This window comes from Pseudonocardia sp. TRM90224, from assembly GCF_021245725.1.
In the GTDB taxonomy this organism is placed as follows: domain Bacteria; phylum Actinomycetota; class Actinomycetes; order Mycobacteriales; family Pseudonocardiaceae; genus Pseudonocardia.
Genome location: NZ_JAJGSX010000019.1, coordinates 72637 through 88753, shown reverse-complemented (window position 1 = coordinate 88753; position 16117 = coordinate 72637). Strand labels below are relative to the sequence as shown.

General features: G+C 72.5%; 14 protein-coding genes. 6 read left to right on the top strand and 8 right to left on the bottom strand.

The features are described from left to right. Positions 1-76 precede the first annotated feature (76 nt). Positions 77-682, top strand: a complete 606-nt coding sequence (locus LL648_RS24540) for a DUF5134 domain-containing protein (protein WP_232665053.1) — start codon at positions 77-79, stop codon at positions 680-682. 16 nt (positions 683-698) lie between these two features. Here the strand turns inward: LL648_RS24540 and LL648_RS24535 are convergent, their stop codons facing one another. The 4 genes from LL648_RS24535 to LL648_RS24520 all read right to left on the bottom strand — a co-directional run bounded on the left by LL648_RS24535 (position 699) and on the right by LL648_RS24520 (position 5179). After that, positions 699-2036, bottom strand: a complete 1338-nt coding sequence (locus tag LL648_RS24535) for an Nramp family divalent metal transporter (RefSeq protein ID WP_232665052.1) — start codon at positions 2034-2036, stop codon at positions 699-701. 182 nt (positions 2037-2218) lie between these two features. After that, a complete protein-coding gene (locus LL648_RS24530; protein WP_308190393.1) occupies positions 2219-3145 on the bottom strand; it encodes a TAXI family TRAP transporter solute-binding subunit in 927 nt (308 codons plus the stop codon). Further along, a complete protein-coding gene (locus LL648_RS24525; protein ID WP_232665051.1) occupies positions 3133-4515 on the bottom strand; it encodes a sensor histidine kinase in 1383 nt (460 codons plus the stop codon). The genes LL648_RS24530 and LL648_RS24525 overlap by 13 nt, the downstream gene beginning before the upstream one ends. A gap of 1 nt (position 4516) precedes the next feature. Continuing rightward, a complete protein-coding gene (locus LL648_RS24520) occupies positions 4517-5179 on the bottom strand; it encodes a response regulator transcription factor (RefSeq protein WP_232665156.1) in 663 nt (220 codons plus the stop codon). Positions 5180-5550: 371 nt separating this feature from the next. On the opposite strand from LL648_RS24520, the gene LL648_RS24515 reads away from it, so the two are divergent. From LL648_RS24515 to LL648_RS24500, 4 genes are read left to right on the top strand one after another with little or no spacing between them, the layout of a single operon-like run. Further along, positions 5551-5811, top strand: a complete 261-nt coding sequence (locus tag LL648_RS24515) for a hypothetical protein (RefSeq protein ID WP_232665050.1) — start codon at positions 5551-5553, stop codon at positions 5809-5811. Between the two features lie 10 nt (positions 5812-5821). Continuing rightward, complete coding sequence (locus tag LL648_RS24510; protein ID WP_232665049.1) at positions 5822-6076, top strand: hypothetical protein; 255 nt, start codon at positions 5822-5824, stop codon at positions 6074-6076. A gap of 6 nt (positions 6077-6082) precedes the next feature. After that, positions 6083-8827: an FtsK/SpoIIIE domain-containing protein gene (locus LL648_RS24505; RefSeq protein ID WP_232665048.1), complete on the top strand. Its 2745-nt coding sequence runs from the start codon at positions 6083-6085 to the stop codon at positions 8825-8827. Then, entirely contained in the window at positions 8824-9213 is a 390-nt protein-coding gene (locus tag LL648_RS24500) for a hypothetical protein (RefSeq protein WP_232665047.1), read from the top strand. The genes LL648_RS24505 and LL648_RS24500 overlap by 4 nt, the downstream gene beginning before the upstream one ends. A gap of 3 nt (positions 9214-9216) precedes the next feature. Here the strand turns inward: LL648_RS24500 and LL648_RS24495 are convergent, their stop codons facing one another. The 3 genes from LL648_RS24495 to LL648_RS24485 form a co-directional block, all read right to left on the bottom strand. Then, on the bottom strand, positions 9217-9396 hold the full coding sequence (locus tag LL648_RS24495; RefSeq protein ID WP_232665046.1) for a hypothetical protein: 180 nt from the start codon (positions 9394-9396) through the stop codon (positions 9217-9219). Positions 9397-9509: 113 nt separating this feature from the next. After that, positions 9510-9683 carry a DUF6104 family protein gene (locus LL648_RS24490; RefSeq protein WP_232665045.1) on the bottom strand — a complete coding sequence of 58 codons (174 nt, stop codon included), beginning with the start codon at positions 9681-9683 and terminating at the stop codon, positions 9510-9512. A 224-nt stretch (positions 9684-9907) separates the two neighbouring features. Next, on the bottom strand, positions 9908-11374 hold the full coding sequence (locus LL648_RS24485; protein ID WP_232665044.1) for an MFS transporter: 1467 nt from the start codon (positions 11372-11374) through the stop codon (positions 9908-9910). Between the two features lie 87 nt (positions 11375-11461). Here LL648_RS24485 and LL648_RS24480 point away from each other — a divergent pair, with 87 nt between their 5' ends. Further along, positions 11462-12100, top strand: a complete 639-nt coding sequence (locus tag LL648_RS24480) for a TetR/AcrR family transcriptional regulator (protein ID WP_232665043.1) — start codon at positions 11462-11464, stop codon at positions 12098-12100. 111 nt (positions 12101-12211) lie between these two features. On the opposite strand, the gene LL648_RS24475 is transcribed toward LL648_RS24480, so the two are convergent. Continuing rightward, complete coding sequence (locus LL648_RS24475) at positions 12212-15967, bottom strand: multifunctional oxoglutarate decarboxylase/oxoglutarate dehydrogenase thiamine pyrophosphate-binding subunit/dihydrolipoyllysine-residue succinyltransferase subunit (RefSeq protein ID WP_232665155.1); 3756 nt, start codon at positions 15965-15967, stop codon at positions 12212-12214. Positions 15968-16117 lie beyond the last annotated feature (150 nt).

The window sequence follows — 16117 nt, the reverse complement described above, 5'->3', positions numbered from 1 at the left end:
GCTACCCCCTCACCGTATGGAATCGCCGACGGTGCTCGCTTATCGTCACTTCCGGGCGAACGGGCGGGGGTGCGGTATGCAGATCGTGTCCGTCCTGCTCGCCGTCGGGTGCCTCGGGCTGGGGCTGCTGCACATCCTGCGGATGGTGCTGCGGCGCGCCGACGTCGTCGAAGAAGCCTCGCACGCCGCGATGGCGTTCGGGATGGCGGCGATGTTCTCCCCGTTCGGCGATCCCGTCCCGGTCCCCGTATGGGTGGCGGTCTTCGCGGTGTCGCTCGGCTGGTTCGGCACGCTCGCCGTGGCGGCCCGCAGCCTGGCCGGCGAGATGGGCCACCACGTGCTGGGCAGCGCGGCGATGCTGTTCATGCTGTTCGCGGGGCACGGCCCCACACCTGGTGCGGGCGCGCTGCAGGCAGGGCACGGATCGCACGGCGGCGGCGGGGCCGGCGGCCTCGGTGTCGCGTCCGTCGTCGCGATCGTGCTGGCCGGCTACTTCGCGTGGCACGGGCTGCGGTGCACCGACCGCATCCGCCCGGAACCCGCGCTCCTCGCGGTGGCACCGGACGCGGGGCCGGGAGCCGTCGCATTGCGGCTCCCGACCGTCTGCGCACCGCGCACCGCCGCCGTCGCCCACCTCACGATGGCCGTGGCGATGGCGGTCATGCTGCTGGCGATGGTCTGAGGACCATCACCTGCCGTCACCCGATGTTGACGCCGAACGCCCGCAGGATCTCGATCGGCATGAGCACCAGGAACAGCCCGGACGCCGCGACGAGCAGGGCGTTCGACAGCCAGCCCGAGCGGCCGTCGCCCTCGACCCGCTTCGAGTTCAGCAGCAGCATCAGCGTGATGCCGAGGAACGGCATGAACGCGGCCCCGAGCACGCCGTAGACCAGCGTCAACGCGAACGGGCGGCCGATCAGCAGCAGCAGCATCGGCGGGATGGTCAGCCACAGCAGGTACGCCCGGAACGGCAGGCTCTTCTCTGCCTCTGTCGCCTTGTATCCGGTGCCGGTCGCGTCGACGTCGCTCTCCTTGCCGGCGCCCAGCTCGGCCGCGGCGCCGTGCGGCATCCGGATCGTGCGGGTCCAGTCGGTGAACAGCAGGCTCACGCCGTTCCAGACGCCCAGCAGCGACGTGCTCGTGACGGCGAGGAACCCGATGAGGAACAGCAGCCGCGCCCAGTCGCCGTACCGGGCGCCCAGCTCGGTGCCCAGGATCAGGAGGCCGGAGTCACCCCCGACGATCTTCTGGCCGAGCAGGATGTCGGCGCCGACCACGAGCATCGCGACGACGAAGATTCCCGTCATGACGTACCCGACGGCGTTGTCGAGACGCATCATGGAGAGCCATCCGGTGCCCTTCCAGCCCTTCGCGATCATCCAGTAGCCGTACGCGGCCATCGTGATCGTGCCGCCGACGCCGCCGATGAGGCCGAGCACGTAGATGATCGAGCCGGACGGCAGCCGCGGGACCAGCCCGTTCGCCAGGTCGCCCAGGTTCGGCGCGACCAGCACGGCCACCGAGACGACCGACACGAACTTGATCAGCACGAGCACCGTCATGAACTTCTCGAAGAAGTGGTAGCGCTGCATCCACACCAGCGCCAGCCCGACGAGCCCCGCGATCGCGGCCCAGCCGCCGACCGGGAGGCCGCCGAACAGCGCGTTGAGCGGCAGCCCGACGGCGGACATCGCGGTGGCGCCGTAGACGAAGCCCCAGATCACGATGTAGATGCCGAAGAACCAGGTGGCCCAGTACCCGAGCCGCCGCCAGCCGTCGAGCAGCGTGGAGTTCGAGGCGAGGTGCCAGCGGCCGACGCCCTCGGCGAGCGCCAGCTTGAGGATCGCGCCGAGCACCGCGGCCCAGAGCAGCACGGTGCCGAACTGCGCACCGGCGACCATGGTCGCGACCAGGTCACCCGCCCCGACCCCGGTGGCCGCGGCAAGCAGCCCTGGCCCGATCTGTTTGACCTTCGCGCCGAACGTGGTCGGCGGGGTGAGCTCTTGTGGGACCGATGGGGTTGCCGAAGACATGCTCCCGCTCCTCGTTGCGCCGGAGTTGTGGTGTCAGGAAGGTAGGTCGGCAACAGCGCCGCGGCAGCCCGGAGCGCGCAATCTTTACGGGGGCTTAGAGATCGCCCCGAATGTCCCCACCGTTTTGGGCACATGCGCGCCATTTCGGCGCGCATCCACCCAAAACGGTGGGGAAGTTTGCGTCAGCCGTGCAGGCGGCGGTACGTCGCGGCCGCAGCGGGGTGCAGTGGCACGTCGCCGGTGCCGATCAGGGAGCGCTGGTCGAGGTACTGCGTGCCCAGCGCCGCGGCCGGCACGAGCTCGGGTGCGCCCGCCACCAGCGCCCCGACGACGACGTCAGCGACGTCCGCGGCCAGCGTCGGCATCGCGACCAGCAGGTTCGCCACGCCGACGGTCGGCACCGGCGCGACCGATCCGTACGCGCCCGCGGGGACGGTCGCCGGCCCGTACGCCGACCCGTGCCGCGCGAGCAGTGCCGGCAGGTGCTCCGCGAGCGGGAGCAGCCGCACCGGGCGCCGGGCGGCCAGCTCCGCGAGCGCGGGCGTCGGGATGCCGCCCGACCACAGCAGCGCATCGGTGCTGCCACGTTCCAGCGCGTCGATGGCGTCGCGCAGCGGCCGCCGCGCCACGTCGGCCGCGACGCCTGCCGCCGCGAGCAGCCGGTCGCCGAAGACCGCCGCGCCGGAGCCGACCGCGCCGAGCGAGACCGGGCGGCCGGCGAGGTCGGCCGCCGAGCGCGCCGGGTCCTCCGCCCGCACGACGAACTGCATGTAGTTCTCGTAGACGCGCCCGAGCGCGTGCAGCGGCACCGGCGCGGCGAAGGGGGGCTCGCCGCGCAACGCCGTGAGCGCGATGTCGGTGAGGGTCAGCCCGAGCGTCGCCGACCCGCCCGCGACCGCCTCGATGTTGTCGACGCTCCCGCCCGTCTCGACGGCGTGCGCTGCCAGCCCTTCCGTGCCCAGCCTGCGCACCAGCAGCTCGGCGAACTCGGCGTACAGCCCGCCCTGCTCGCCCGAGGCGACCACGATCGGTGGGGAGCTGCGTCCGCAGGCCGGCAACGCGACCGCAAGCGCGACGAGCAGCGCCCGCCGGGTGATCACGGCACGCACGGCAGCTCCACCCGCACCTGCAGGCCGCCGCCCGCCGCTCCGTCGAGGCGCAGCCGCCCGTCGCGGGCCCCGACGAGCTGCTCGGCGATCGCGAGCCCCAGCCCCGAGCCGCGGGCCCGGCGCGACGAGCGCCAGAACCGCTGCGTCGCCAGCGGCAGATCGGCGGTTGCGATACCGGGACCGTCGTCGCGCACGGTCAGCGCCAGCGTCACGCCCCCGACCGTGTCACAGACCGTCCAGCCGACCTGCACGGTCGCGCCGCCGCCCGCGTACTTCACGGCGTTGTCCAGCAACACGTCCAGCACCTGGGCCAGCTCGGAGGCCGAGCACGCCGCCTCGGCGACCGGCCCGCCGTCGCTCTCCAGCCGGACGCCGGCCCGGGCCGCGACCGGCGCCCACAACGCGACCTGCTCGGCCACCACGACCGGGACGTCCGCGGCCGCCCCCGATCCGCCGCCGGCGGCGACGTCGGTCGCCCTGCTCTCGGCCGACGCGAGGTCGAGCAGCCCGTCGAGCAGCGCCTCCAGGCGGTCGACCTCGGCGATCGTCGAGCGGTACGTGCCGAGTCCCGCCTCGCCGACGTGGCCTTCGAGCGTGTCGACGCGCAGGCGCAGCGCCGCGAGCGGGTTGCGCAGCTGGTGCGACGTGTCGGCGACGAGCCGGCGCTGCTGCTCGGCGCTCGTCGAGACGGCGTCGGACATCCGGTTGAACGCGGCGGCGAGCTCGCGCAGCTCCGGCGGCCCGGCGTGCGGCGAGACGTGCGCGCCCGGGCGGCCCGCCGCCACCGCGCCGACCCCGCCGGCCAGCTCCGCGACCGGCCGCAACACCCAGCGCGCCACGGCGAGCGCCACGGCGGCGAACACGATCGCGGCGGTCAGCGCGCCGAGCAGCACAACCGTCCAGCTCGCGGCGATGTCGGTGGCGGCCGCCGCGGGAGAGGCACGCAGCACGACCGCGCCGCCCACCTGCGTGCCGGTGCCGACGGGCCGGCTGAGCAGCAGCGGTTCGGTCGACCACGGGCCGAGCCGGTCGGGGCGGTTCGCCGGCTGGTTGCGCAGCGCCGCGTCGATCGCGGCCGCCACGCCTGGCTCCACTGCCCGCAGCCCCGACTCGACGATCGGGCTGCCGGTGCGGTCCACGACGACGACCCCCTCGCCGTACAGCTCCGTGTACGCCTGCACCTCCCGCGTGAGCGTCCCGCTGCCGGCCGGCTGCTGCGCGAGCGCGGCGAACCGGTCCATGTCGGCGGTCCGCTCCAGCACGAACCGCTGCGTCCGCTCCGCCGCGGTGCTGCCCAGCAGCGGCAACGCAAACGCGGCCACCGCCGCCACGGAGAACGCGGAGAGCACGAGCAGCAGCCGGAAGCGCATGTCAGCCGCCGAGGCGGAACCCGAACCCGCGGATGGTGGCCAGCAGACCCGGCCGGTCGATCTTGGCGCGCAACGCGGCGACGTGCACGTCGAGCGAACGCGAGACGGCGAGGTAGGCGTCGCCCCACACCTCGTCGAGCAGCTGCTGGCGGCTCACCGCGGTGCCGCTGCGCCGCGCCAGCGCCGCGAGGATGTCGAACTCCTTCGACGTCAGCGCGATCTCGGCACCGCCGACGTCGGCGCGGCGGGCGGTGAGGTCGACCCGCAGGTCCCCGACCTCGACGACGTCGTTCGCGCCGGCCCGCGCCGTGCTGCGCACGCGGCGGGTGATCGCCTCCATGCGGGCCAGCAGCTCACGCAGCCGCACGGGCTTCACCAGGTAGTCGTCGGCGCCCAGGCGCAGCCCGCGCACGACGTCGCGCTCAGCGTCGCGGGCGGTCAGCACGATCACCGGCACGGTGGCGATGCGGCGCAGCATGCGCAGGACGTCCAGCCCGTCGCCGTCGGGGAGGCCGAGGTCGAGCAGCACGACGTCGGCGTCGTGCAGCGGGCCCCAGACGTCCGCGGCGCGAGCGGCCCGGGTCACGACGTGGCCGTGGGTGCCCAGCGCCTCACCGACGGCGTCGGCAACACCGTCGTCGTCCTCCACCACCAGCACGCGCAGCGTCGCCACCTCCCCGATCACTCCGGTCACCCCGATCACGAGCGCCGCCAGCGTGCCCCACCCGCGGCCCTCGGCACCAGCGTGGGCGCGACGCCGGGTGTCCGATGCGGCTGGGGGAGGTCAGGAAAGCCACTTTCCTGCAACCACATTGCATGAAAGTGGCTTTCCTGACCCTCCGGCGGAGCCGGCGTCGCCCCGTCGCCGGTTTGCGCCGTTCAGGTGACCGGCGGTCGCGTGGTGCGTCCGACCGGCGGCTGACCGGCGCTGACGAGGGTGGATCTTGGCAGGAGCGGTGGCGCGGATGCGTCAAGGCGTGTGGACTAATCTGCAGCGGTTCAGCACGGCTGGGGTACGACAGGAGCGATCCGTTCATGGCGAGCATCGAAGAGGTCCGTGCCGGCATCGCGCTGGCCAACGACAAGGCCTCCGAGAGCCTCGGTGCGCTGCAGCAAGCGCACTCTTCCCTCGAACAGGCGCAGGGCGCGCTCCTGCGGGTGACGGAGGGCAGCGGGCAGGCCGACGTCTCCGAGGCCAACGGGCTGCTCGCGCAGGCCGTCGGCAGCATCGCCGAGGTGCAGCAGGCCGTTCAGGCGGCGATCAACGCCTCCGAGGGTGTCGCGAACCGGCTGTGAGCGCGACACCGTGACCGATTCACTGGGCGAGGTCCGCCACGCGCTCGCCGGGGTTGCCGAGCAGATCGGCAGCGCGCAGCAGCACGCGGGGCTGGCCAGGGCGCGCATCGCCGACGCCGTCGCGGTGCTGACCGAGCTCGACGGGCAGCACTCCGAGAAACTGCTGCCCGACGAGCTGCGCCGCGCCGCCGACGAGCTCGAACGCGGCATCACGCTGGTCAGCGGCTGCGCCACGGCCATCGCCGACATCGACGCGCGGCTGTAGGACGTCGTGGCGCGGGGGCCGAGCCGCAGGCAGCAGCGCATCTCCGCGGCCTTCGACGCCCTTTGCGACGCGATCGCCACCGCGCTGGGCGCCGCGGAGAGCGCGCGGGACACCGCCGTGCGTGCGCACGTCGAGACGCTCGTCGAGATGTGGTTGCGGGAGCAGGGCCTCGACGCAGCCCGCGCCGACCCCGGCATGCGGCAGCTGCTCGACAACCCGCAGCTGGCCGACGTGGTCGCGCGGGTCGTGGCCGACCACACAGCGGCGTTCGCCGGCTGGCAGCAGAGCGGCCCGGCGCGGGTCGCTTCGCTGCTCGCGGAGACCGCGCCCGACGTGGCCGGCAGCACCGGCGTCGACTGGCTCGGGCAGCAGGGCAAGGTCGACGGCAGCGGCCCGGTGCCGTCGCTCTGGCGGATCGGGACGGGTCGCATCGGCGGCAACGGGCCCGGGTTCGACGTCGCGGTGCCGTTGCTGGACGAGTCGCACCTGCAGCTGACCTCCGACCACGAGCGGCGCGAGCGCGCCGAGGAACTGGTCGAGGGCCTGCTGCTGCGGGTGATGACGTACTTCCGGCCCGGCATGGTCGCGCTGCACGTCTGGGACGTCGGCCGGTTCACCGGTGCGCTGCCGGGGCTCTACCCGCTCACCCGCACCGGCCTGCTCACCGTGCACGACCCCGGCATGCTCCCGCAGCTGCTGGAGGAGCTCTCCGACCGGATCCGCAGGGTGCACACGCGCGTTCTCGTCGACGGCCAGCCGTCGCTGCAGGCGCTCGCCGCCGCGACCGGCGTGCGCACCGAGCCGTGGATCGTCGCGGTGCTGATGGGCAACCGGCAGGCGCTGCGCGACGACGACCAGCGCCAGCTGCAGCGGGTCGCGCGCGACGGGCTGGCCTGCGGGATCCAGCTGATGCTGCTCGACGTCCCGTTGACGGTGAACGCTCCCGTCGAGACGGTGCAGCTGCGCGAGGGCCAGCCGGTGCTCTCCTCGATGACCGGCCCGCACGTCGCGATCGAGCTCGACCCGCCGCTGCCGACGGCCGCGGCGACCACGGCCAGCCACGCCATCGCCGACGAGCACGAGCGGTGGCGCAGCCGGGTCGGCACCTTCCGCGACCTGCTGCCGGCCGCGGAGCAGTGGGGCCGGTCGCGCTCGGTCGCGGGCCTGCACGCCCCCGTCGGGTTCTCCGACGGGCTCCCGCACGAGATGGCGCTCGCCGACGCGTCGCCGCACGCGCTGATCGGCGGGCCCAGCGGCTCGGGCAAGACCAACTTCCTGCTCACGATGATCAGCTCGATGGCGGTCCGGTACGACCCCGACGAGCTGGAGTTCTACCTCCTCGACTTCAAGGAGGGCGTCTCCTTCGCCCAGTTCGCGCCCGGCCGGCGCGACCCGACGTGGCTCCCGCACGCCCGGCTGGTCGGGGTCAACATCAACACCGATCGCGAGTTCGGCCTGGCGCTGCTGCAGTTCCTCGCCGACGAGATGCGCCGCCGCGCGGAGGCCGCGAAGGCGCACGAGGTGACCAAGCTGGAGGAGCTGCGCGCCGCCGACCCGGAGGGGCGCTGGCCGCGGATCGTCGCCGTGATCGACGAGTTCCAGTACCTGTTCGCCGAGCGCGACTCCGTCACGAAGGCGGCCACCCTCCTGCTGGAGGACGTGGCGCGACGCGGCCGCTCGCAGGGCATCCACCTCGTGCTGGCCAGCCAGGACGTCTCCGGCATCGAGGCGTTCTGGGGCCGTCCGGCGATCTTCGAGCAGTTCGTGCTGCGCATCGCGCTGCCGCGGGCGCGGCGTGTGCTCGCCGAGCTGAACGACGCCACGCTCGACCTGCCGCGCTGGCACGCCGTGCTCAACCACGAGTCGGGCATCAAGCACGGCAACGAGATCGTCCGCATCCCCGACGCAACCGGCCGCGGTTCCGTCGACGAGGTGCAGCGGGTGCTGCACGAGCAGCACGCGGGCGGGCACGAGCAGCCACGGCTCTTCGACGGCAGCAGGGCGCCGCGGCTCGCCGAGCTGCTCGGTGACCGCTCCGCACCCGCCGACGGGGTGCCGCTGGCGCTGGTCGGGCAGTGCATCAACGTGGCCGGCAGCGCGGCGACCGTCCGGCTGCCACCGGTCCCGGGGCGCAACGTCGGCGTGCTCGCGACGCTCGGCGGCGACGCCGTGCGCGTGCTCGGTGCCGCGGCGACGTCGCTGGCCGGGCAGTTCGCGCCGGGATCGGTCGACGTCGTGCTCGCGCCGCTGGTCGCGGAGGCCGCCGAGCCCGCGGCGCGGGTCGCCGCGGCGATGACGGCGGCGGGGCACGCGCCGGAGACGGTGGCGCTCGACGGGTTCCGGGCACGGCTCGACGCGCTCGCGGCCGAGGTGACCGGGCGGCTGGCGGGCGGGGAGCGGCGCCCGCTCGTCGCGGTGCTCTACGCCGCGGACGCCGCCGACACCGTGCTGGAGCGCGAAGGCACCGAGGCGCTGCGGAAGGTGCTGCGATTCGGCCCCGAGACGGGTGTGCACGTGCTCGGCTGGTGGCGCAGCGTGCAGCGGTTGAAGGCGCTGCTCTCGCTGAGCGCCTCGGTCGACGACCTGGGCGCGTGGGTCGCGCTCGACGTCCAGGGCTCCGAGCTGGGTGCGCTCGCGCCGGGAATGCTGGTCAACTGGTCGCCGCGGGCGGGGCGTGGGCTCTTCTTCGACCGCGCGCAGCACGCCATGCCGGAGGTCGTCATCGTGCCGTCGCTGGAGGAGGGGCCGTGACCGACTTCGTCAAGCGCCCTCCGACGCCCAGCAGTGCGGGGCGGCGGTACAAGGAGATCGTCGCCGGCATCACCGCTGCGGCGGACGAGCTGCGCGAGCGGGACAGGGAGCGGGCGGCGGAGTTGGCGGCGCGGCTCGTGGAGATCGACGCGCGGCTGCAGGAGACGGCGGAGCGGGCCGCACTCACGCGCTACGGCGTGGACGTGAACTGGGAGTCGGCGCTCGAGGCGCTCTGGGTGGAGTCGTGGTTGAAGCTGCGCCCGATGCCCGGCCCCGACCGTTCGGCGGCCGGGGCGGACATCGACGCGTGCGACGCGGAGGTGGAGGTCCGCGCCGAGGAACTGCGGGCGGCCGTGCGCAGGAGGTTCGGCCTGCCGGGCCGCTGACCCTCACGCACAGGCGGCCGCGGGGCGGGCGGCCCGGCGGACCGTGCCGGCCACGACGCTCGCGAGGGCACGCCGGGCGCGGCGCGCCGCACGGGCCTCGGTGACCAGGCGGTGGGTCGCGGCCTCGGCGAGGAAGGTCTGGGTCCGCTGGGCGGCGATCGCGGCGGTGAAGTCTGCGTACATCGTGGTCTCCTTGAGAACCGGTGTTCCTGATGGTTCTAAGGATCGGCCGCCAGGGCGTCCCGGACATCCGTGCTCGGCACGGAGCCACCACGGAAAGCTCTACGTGGGTGGTGCTACTCCGACTCGTCGTCGCGGGCGAGGAAGCTCGCCAGCCGCTCGACGGCGTCCTCGAACTGCGGGTTCGCGTCGACGAACGCGCGCAACCGGTCGGCCAGCCACAGGACGCTGACCTGCTCCTCGCCCCGGCGGTCGGCGAGCTCCTCGATTCCGCGGTCGGTGAAGTACACGGGGTGAGGGTAGTGGACCGGTCCGTGGCGCTCAGGTGGTCGGGGGGATGCGTGCGTTCCGCACGAGAGGGCAGGAAAGCCACTTTCCGGCCCTCAGAGGGCAGCAAAGTGGCTTTCCTGCCCTCCCCAGCCACCCCCCGGCTTTCCTGGCACACCCCGGTAACCACGAAGCCGGGCCGGACGGCGAGTTCGCCGTCCGGCCCGGCCGGAGGAGCGGGAGCGGGTCAGCCGTGGCCGCCGGCCCGAGCCCTGCGGGGCAGCGCGAACCCGAGCACGAACGCCACCACGATCAGCCCGACCGTGACCAGCGCCGTGACGCTGCCGGCCTCGACGGCGGTCTGGGCGGTGGGCGTCGAGCCGACGGTCGCAAAGAACACGGTGCCGAGGATGGCGATGCCCAGGGTCACGCCCAGCTGCTCGATCGCGCCGAGCGCTCCCGTCGCCGAGCCGACCTCACGGTCGCTCACGCCGCCGAGCACGATGTCGAAAAGCGGCACGAAGATCATCCCCATGCCCGTCCCGCCGAGGAGCAGCGGCAGCGCGAGCGTCCCGAAGCCGAGCTCGACACCCACGGTCTCGTAGACGAAGTACAGCCCCGCGACACCCGCACCCATCAGAGTGAGGCCGACGTGCAGCAGCGAGCGGCCGAACCGTGCCATCAGCACGCCGGAGACGACCGACCCGACCATCGCACCGAACGCCCAGGGCGTCATGATCAGGCTCGCGCCGATGGGCGAGAATCCGAGGCCCATCTGCAGCATCATGCCGACCGTGAACATCGCGCCCATCGCGGCGAAGAAGATCGTCGCGAAGCCGACACCGGCGACGTAGGAGCGCTTGCCGGCGAGGCTGGGCTCGACCAGCGGGGTGCGGCCGGTGGCGGCGAGGTGGCGCTGGCGGCGGGCGAAGGCGACGAACACGGGCACCGAGGCGGCCATCGCGATCCACGTCCACACCGGCCAGTGCAGCTCGTGGCCCTGCACCAGGGGCAGGATCAGCAGGACGGTGCCGACGGCGGAGAGCAGGATGCTGGGCACGTCGAGCCGGGTGCCGGCCGCGGTGGGGGCGACCGAGGGGAGGTGCTTGATCGCGAGCAGCGCCGTCAGCAGGCCGATCGGAAGGTTGATCAGGAAGATCATCCGCCAGCCCGTGCCCAGGATGTCGGCGTCGAGCAGCAGCCCGCCGACGATCGGGCCGAGGACGGCGCCGGCGCCCATCACCGGGCCGAACGCCGCCAGCGGCTTGGCCATCTGCGCGCCGGGGAAGACGTCGCGGATGAGGCCGAAGCCCTGCGGGAGCATCAGCGCCGCGAACGCGCCCTGCGCGACCCGGCCCGCGGCGAGCATCTCGGGCGTCCACGACATCGCGCAGAGCAGCGAGACGGCGGTGAAGCCGAGCGTCCCGATGACCAGCATCCGGCGGCGGCCGAACATGTCGCCCAGCCGGCCGCCGACGATCAGGAGCACCGCGAGCGCGAGCGTGTAGCCGGCGGTCGTCCACTGCATCGTCGCGTAGGAACCGCCGAGCTCCTCGCGGATCGCGGGGGCGGCGACGCTGACGACCGTCGAGTCGAGCAGGTTCATCAGCGCGGAGCCGATGACCGCGGAGAAGCCGAGCCACGCCGAGCGGGTCGGCCCTGCGGGTGCTGCCGGGGGAGCTACCAGAAGCGGCCGGTCGAGCGTTGCGGTCATCGAACATCTCCTCTTTGGAACGGAACGAACTGTTCCCTTTCAAGGTAGCGGAACGGAACGTTCCGGTCAAGTGATAGAGTGGGAAACATGCCAACCGCGCCGATGAGCGGCCGCCGCGCACAGGCGGCCCGCAACGACGAGCTGATACTGAAAGCGGCCCGAGACGTCTTCGTGGCCGATCCGGGTGCGCCGATCGCCGCCGTCGCCGAGCGCGCGGGCGTCGGGATCAGCGCCCTCTACCGCCGATACGGCAGCAAGGAGGACATGCTGCGCAAGCTGTGCGCCGACGGGTTGGAGGCCTACAACGCGATCGCGGAAGCCGCGGTGGCGAGCGACCGCGACCCGTGGGGCACGTTCGCGGAGTTCTTCCGGGGAGTGGTCGTCGCCGACACCCACGCGCTGACGATCTCGCTGGCCGGCGCGTTCGCGCCGACCCCCGAGCTGTACGCGCTCGCGATGCGGTCCGACGAGCTGGTCAACGCCATCGTGGACCGCGCGCACGAAGCCGGTGTGCTGCGCACCGACGTCTACGCGACCGACCTGGGCATGCTCTTCGAGCAGCTGTCCTCGGTGCGCAGGGGCGGCGACGCGCGGACGGAGGAGCTGCGGTCGCGGTACGTCGCGCTGGTGCTCAGCTCACTGCGCACGCCACCGCAGCACGAGCCGCTCCCCGGCCCGGCACCGCAGCCCGGCGAGTTCAAGGACCGGTGGACGAAGAAGACGTGAGGCAACTCCTGAGTAGCGGGTGCTGACGGTTGCCTCGACAGCCGTCAGCACCCGCAAGTCGGCCAGCACCACGATCCGCTCAACGACGCGCCACGCCCCCGCGGGGGTGCCTCAGCCCGTGAGCGCCGCCTCGATCAGCGCCGCCTGCTCGACCTCGTGCACCTTGGACGAGCCGGCCGCCGGTGCGGCCATGCGGCGCCGGGAGATGCGCTTGAGGCCGACGAACCGCGGGTGCTTCTCCGGCAGCGCGAGCCCGAGGAACGGCCACGCGCCCTGGTTGGCCGGCTCCTCCTGCACCCAGCGGATGTCCTCGGCGTTCGGGTAGCGCTCCAGGATCGCGGCGAGCTGCCGCTCGGCGAGCGGGTAGAGCTGCTCGATGCGGACGAGCGCGGTGTCGGTGATCTCCTGCTTGTCGCGCGCCGCGGCGAGCTCGTAGTAGACCTTGCCGCTGCAGAGGAGGATCTTCTCGACCTCACCCGCCGGGCTCGGGTTCTCCCGGAACTTCGGGTCGTCGATGACGGCGCGGAAGCGGCCGCCGGTGAAGTCCGAGAGCGGGCTCACGACCTGCTTGGCCCGCAGCATCCACTTCGGTGTGAAGACGACCAGTGGCCGCTGGATCCCGTCGAGCGCGTGGCGGCGCAGCAGGTGGAAGTAGTTGGCCGGCTCGGTCGGCAGCGCCACCGTCATCGAGCCCTCGGCGCACAGCTGCAGGAACCGCTCGATGCGCCCGGAGCTGTGGTCGGGCCCCTGGCCTTCGAGGCCGTGTGGGAGCAGCAGCGCGACGTCGGAGGTCTGGCCCCACTTCGCCTCACCGGACGAGACGAACTCGTCGATGATCGACTGCGCGCCGTTGACGAAGTCGCCGAACTGCGCCTCCCACCCGACGAACGCGTCGGGGTTGGCCACCGAGTAGCCGTACTCGAATCCGACGGCGGCGAACTCCGAGAGCGCCGAGTCGTACGGGAGGAACCGTTCCTGGTTCTCCGAGAGGTTGCGCAGCGGGTAGTACTCGGCGCCGGTCTTGCGGTCGATCACCACGGAGTGCCGCTGCACGAACGTGCCGCGGCGGGTGTCCTGCCCGGACAGCCGCACCATCTTGCCGCCCATGGCGAGCGAGCCGAGCGCGAGCAGCTCGGCGAACGCCCAGTCGACGTTGCCCTCGCGCGACATCGTCAGCCGCCGCTGCAGCACCGGCTTGACCCGCTGGTGGACCGTGAAGCCCTCGGGCAGCTCGACGTGCGCGTCGCCGATGCGCTGGATCACCTCGACCGGGACGGAGGTGTCGAGGTCGGCCGGGACGAGCTGCTCGTTCTCGACGGAGGGGCTGGGCCGCGGCGGTGTGCGCTCCAGCTCGCGGACCTCGTTGAACACGTGCTCCAACTGGTTGGAGAAGTCGCGCAGCGCGTGCTCGGCCTCCTCCATGGAGATGTCCCCGCGGCCGATCAGCGACTCGGTGTAGATCTTCCGGACGCTGCGCTTCGCGTCGATGATGTCGTACATCGATGGCTGGGTCATCGAGGGGTCGTCGCCCTCGTTGTGCCCGCGGCGGCGGTAGCAGATCATGTCGATCACGACGTCGTTGTGCCAACGCTGCCGGTACTCGACGGCCAGCTTCGCGACCCAGACGCAGGCCTCGGGGTCGTCGCCGTTCACGTGGAAGACCGGCGCGTCGATCATCTTCGCGACGTCGGTGCAGTACTGCGACGAGCGCGAGTGCTCCGGCGCCGTCGTGAACCCGACCTGGTTGTTGACGACGATGTGCACGGTGCCGCCGGTGCGGTAGCCGCGCAGCTTCGCGAGGTTCAGCGTCTCGGCGACCACGCCCTGACCGGCGAACGCGGCGTCGCCGTGCATCATCAGCGGCAGGACGGTGAAGCCGCCCTCGCCCTTGTCGAGGATGTCCTGCTTCGCCCGGACGATGCCTTCGAGCACCGGGTCGACCGCTTCGAGGTGCGACGGGTTGGACGCCAGCGACACGACCGTCTCGCCGTCGCCGAACATCCGGAAGTACTTGCCCTCGGCGCCGAGGTGGTACTTGACGTCGCCGGAGCCGTGCGCCTGCCCCGGGTCGAGGTTGCCCTCGAACTCGCGGAAGATCTGGCTGATCGGCTTGCCGACGATGTTGGCCAGCACGTTGAGCCGGCCGCGGTGCGGCATGCCGATGACGACCTCGTCGAGCTCGTGCTCGGCTGCCTTGTCGAGCACGGCGTCCATCAGCGGGATGACGGTCTCGCCGCCCTCCAGCGAGAACCGCTTCTGCCCGACGTACTTGGTCTGCAGGAACGTCTCGAACGCCTCGGCCGCGTTCAGCTTCGAGAGGATGTACTTCTGCTCGGGCTGGTTGGGCTTCTGGTGCGGGACCTCGATGCGCTCCTGCAGCCACGCGCGCTGCTCGGGGTCGGCGATGTGCATGTACTCGGTGCCGACCGTGCGGCAGTAGGCGTCGCGCAGCACGCCGAGTACGTCGCGCAGCTTCATCCGCTGCTGGCCGGAGAACCCGCCGACGGCGAACTCCCGGTCGAGGTCCCACAGGGTGAGGCCGTGGCTGAGGATGTCGAGGTCGGGGTGGCGGCGCTGGCGGTAGTTCAGCGGGTCGGTGTCGGCCATCAGGTGCCCGCGGGTGCGGTGCGCGTCGATGACCTCGATGACGCGCGCGGTCTTGTCGATCGCGCCCTCGGGGATGTCCTGCACCCAGCGGACCGGCTCGTACGGCACGCGCAGCGAGCGGAAGATCTCGTCGTAGAACTCGTCCTCGCCGAGCAGCAGCGCGTGGACGCGGCGCAGGAAGTCGCCCGACTCGGCGCCCTGGATGATCCGGTGGTCGTACGTCGAGGTCAGCGTGATGATCTTGCTGATGCCGATCTCGGCGAGCTTCTCGTCGCTCGCGCCCTGGAACGACGCGGGGTACTCCATCGCGCCGACGCCGATGATCGCGCCCTGACCCTGCATCAGCCGCGGCACCGAGTGGTTGGTGCCCAGCGTGCCGGGGTTGGTCAGGCTGATCGTGGTCCCCGCGAAGTCCTCCGCGGTGAGGTTGCCCGAGCGCGCCTTGCGCACGATGTCCTCGTAGGCCGACCAGAACTGCGCGAACGACATCGCCTCGCAGCCCTTGATCGAGACGACCACGAGCGAGCGCTGCCCGTTCTTGCCGGGCAGATCGATCGCCAGCCCGAGGTTGACGTGCTCGGGCTGCACGACGGTCGGCTTGCCGTCGACCTCGACGAAGTGCCGGTTCATCACCGGGAAGTTCGCGAGCGCCTTGACCAGCGCGTACCCGATGAGGTGGGTGAAGGAGATCTTGCCGCCGCGGGTGCGCCGCAGCTGGTTGTTCATGACGATGCGGTTGTCGGCGAGCAGCTTCGCCGGCACCGCGCGCACGCTGGTGGCCGTCGGCACGGCCAGCGAGGCGTTCATGTTCTTGACGACGGCCCCCGCGGCTCCGCGCAGGGGTGTCGACTCGCCCTCGTTCGCGGCGGCCGCGGGCGCCTTCGCAGCCTGCGACGTGCTGCCTGCGGCCGGCTTGGCAGGCGTGGTGGGGGCAGCGGCGGGCTTGCGGGCGGGCGCGGAGGTGCCGTTCGACGTCGGCGCCTTCGCTGCGTCCCTGCTCTGGGCGCTCTTGTCCGGGGTCGAGGCGGTGGCGGCGGGCCGGGACGGCTCAGCGGCGGGCGCTGCGGAAGCGCGCGGCGTTTCGGCGCTCTTGTTCTCCGCGCTCTTGTTCTCCGCGCCCTTGTTCTCGGGGCTCTTGCTTTCGGCGGGTGCCGCGCCGTTCTCCTCGGCCGCGCCGGTCGGCGTCGGGCGGTAGTCGGCGAAGAACTCGTGCCATGCCGGGTCGACCGTGGAGGGGTCGTCGAGGAAGCGCTGGTACATCTCCTCGACGAGCCATTCGTTGGGGCCGAACTGGCCTGCGGGGTTGGAGGTACTGCTGCTGGACACGCTGTGGACCGCCTTGATCGGATCGCATCGCCGAGGACTACCTCGCAGGTTAGTCCTCGCGCTCGCGCGCTGGTACCGCGCTCC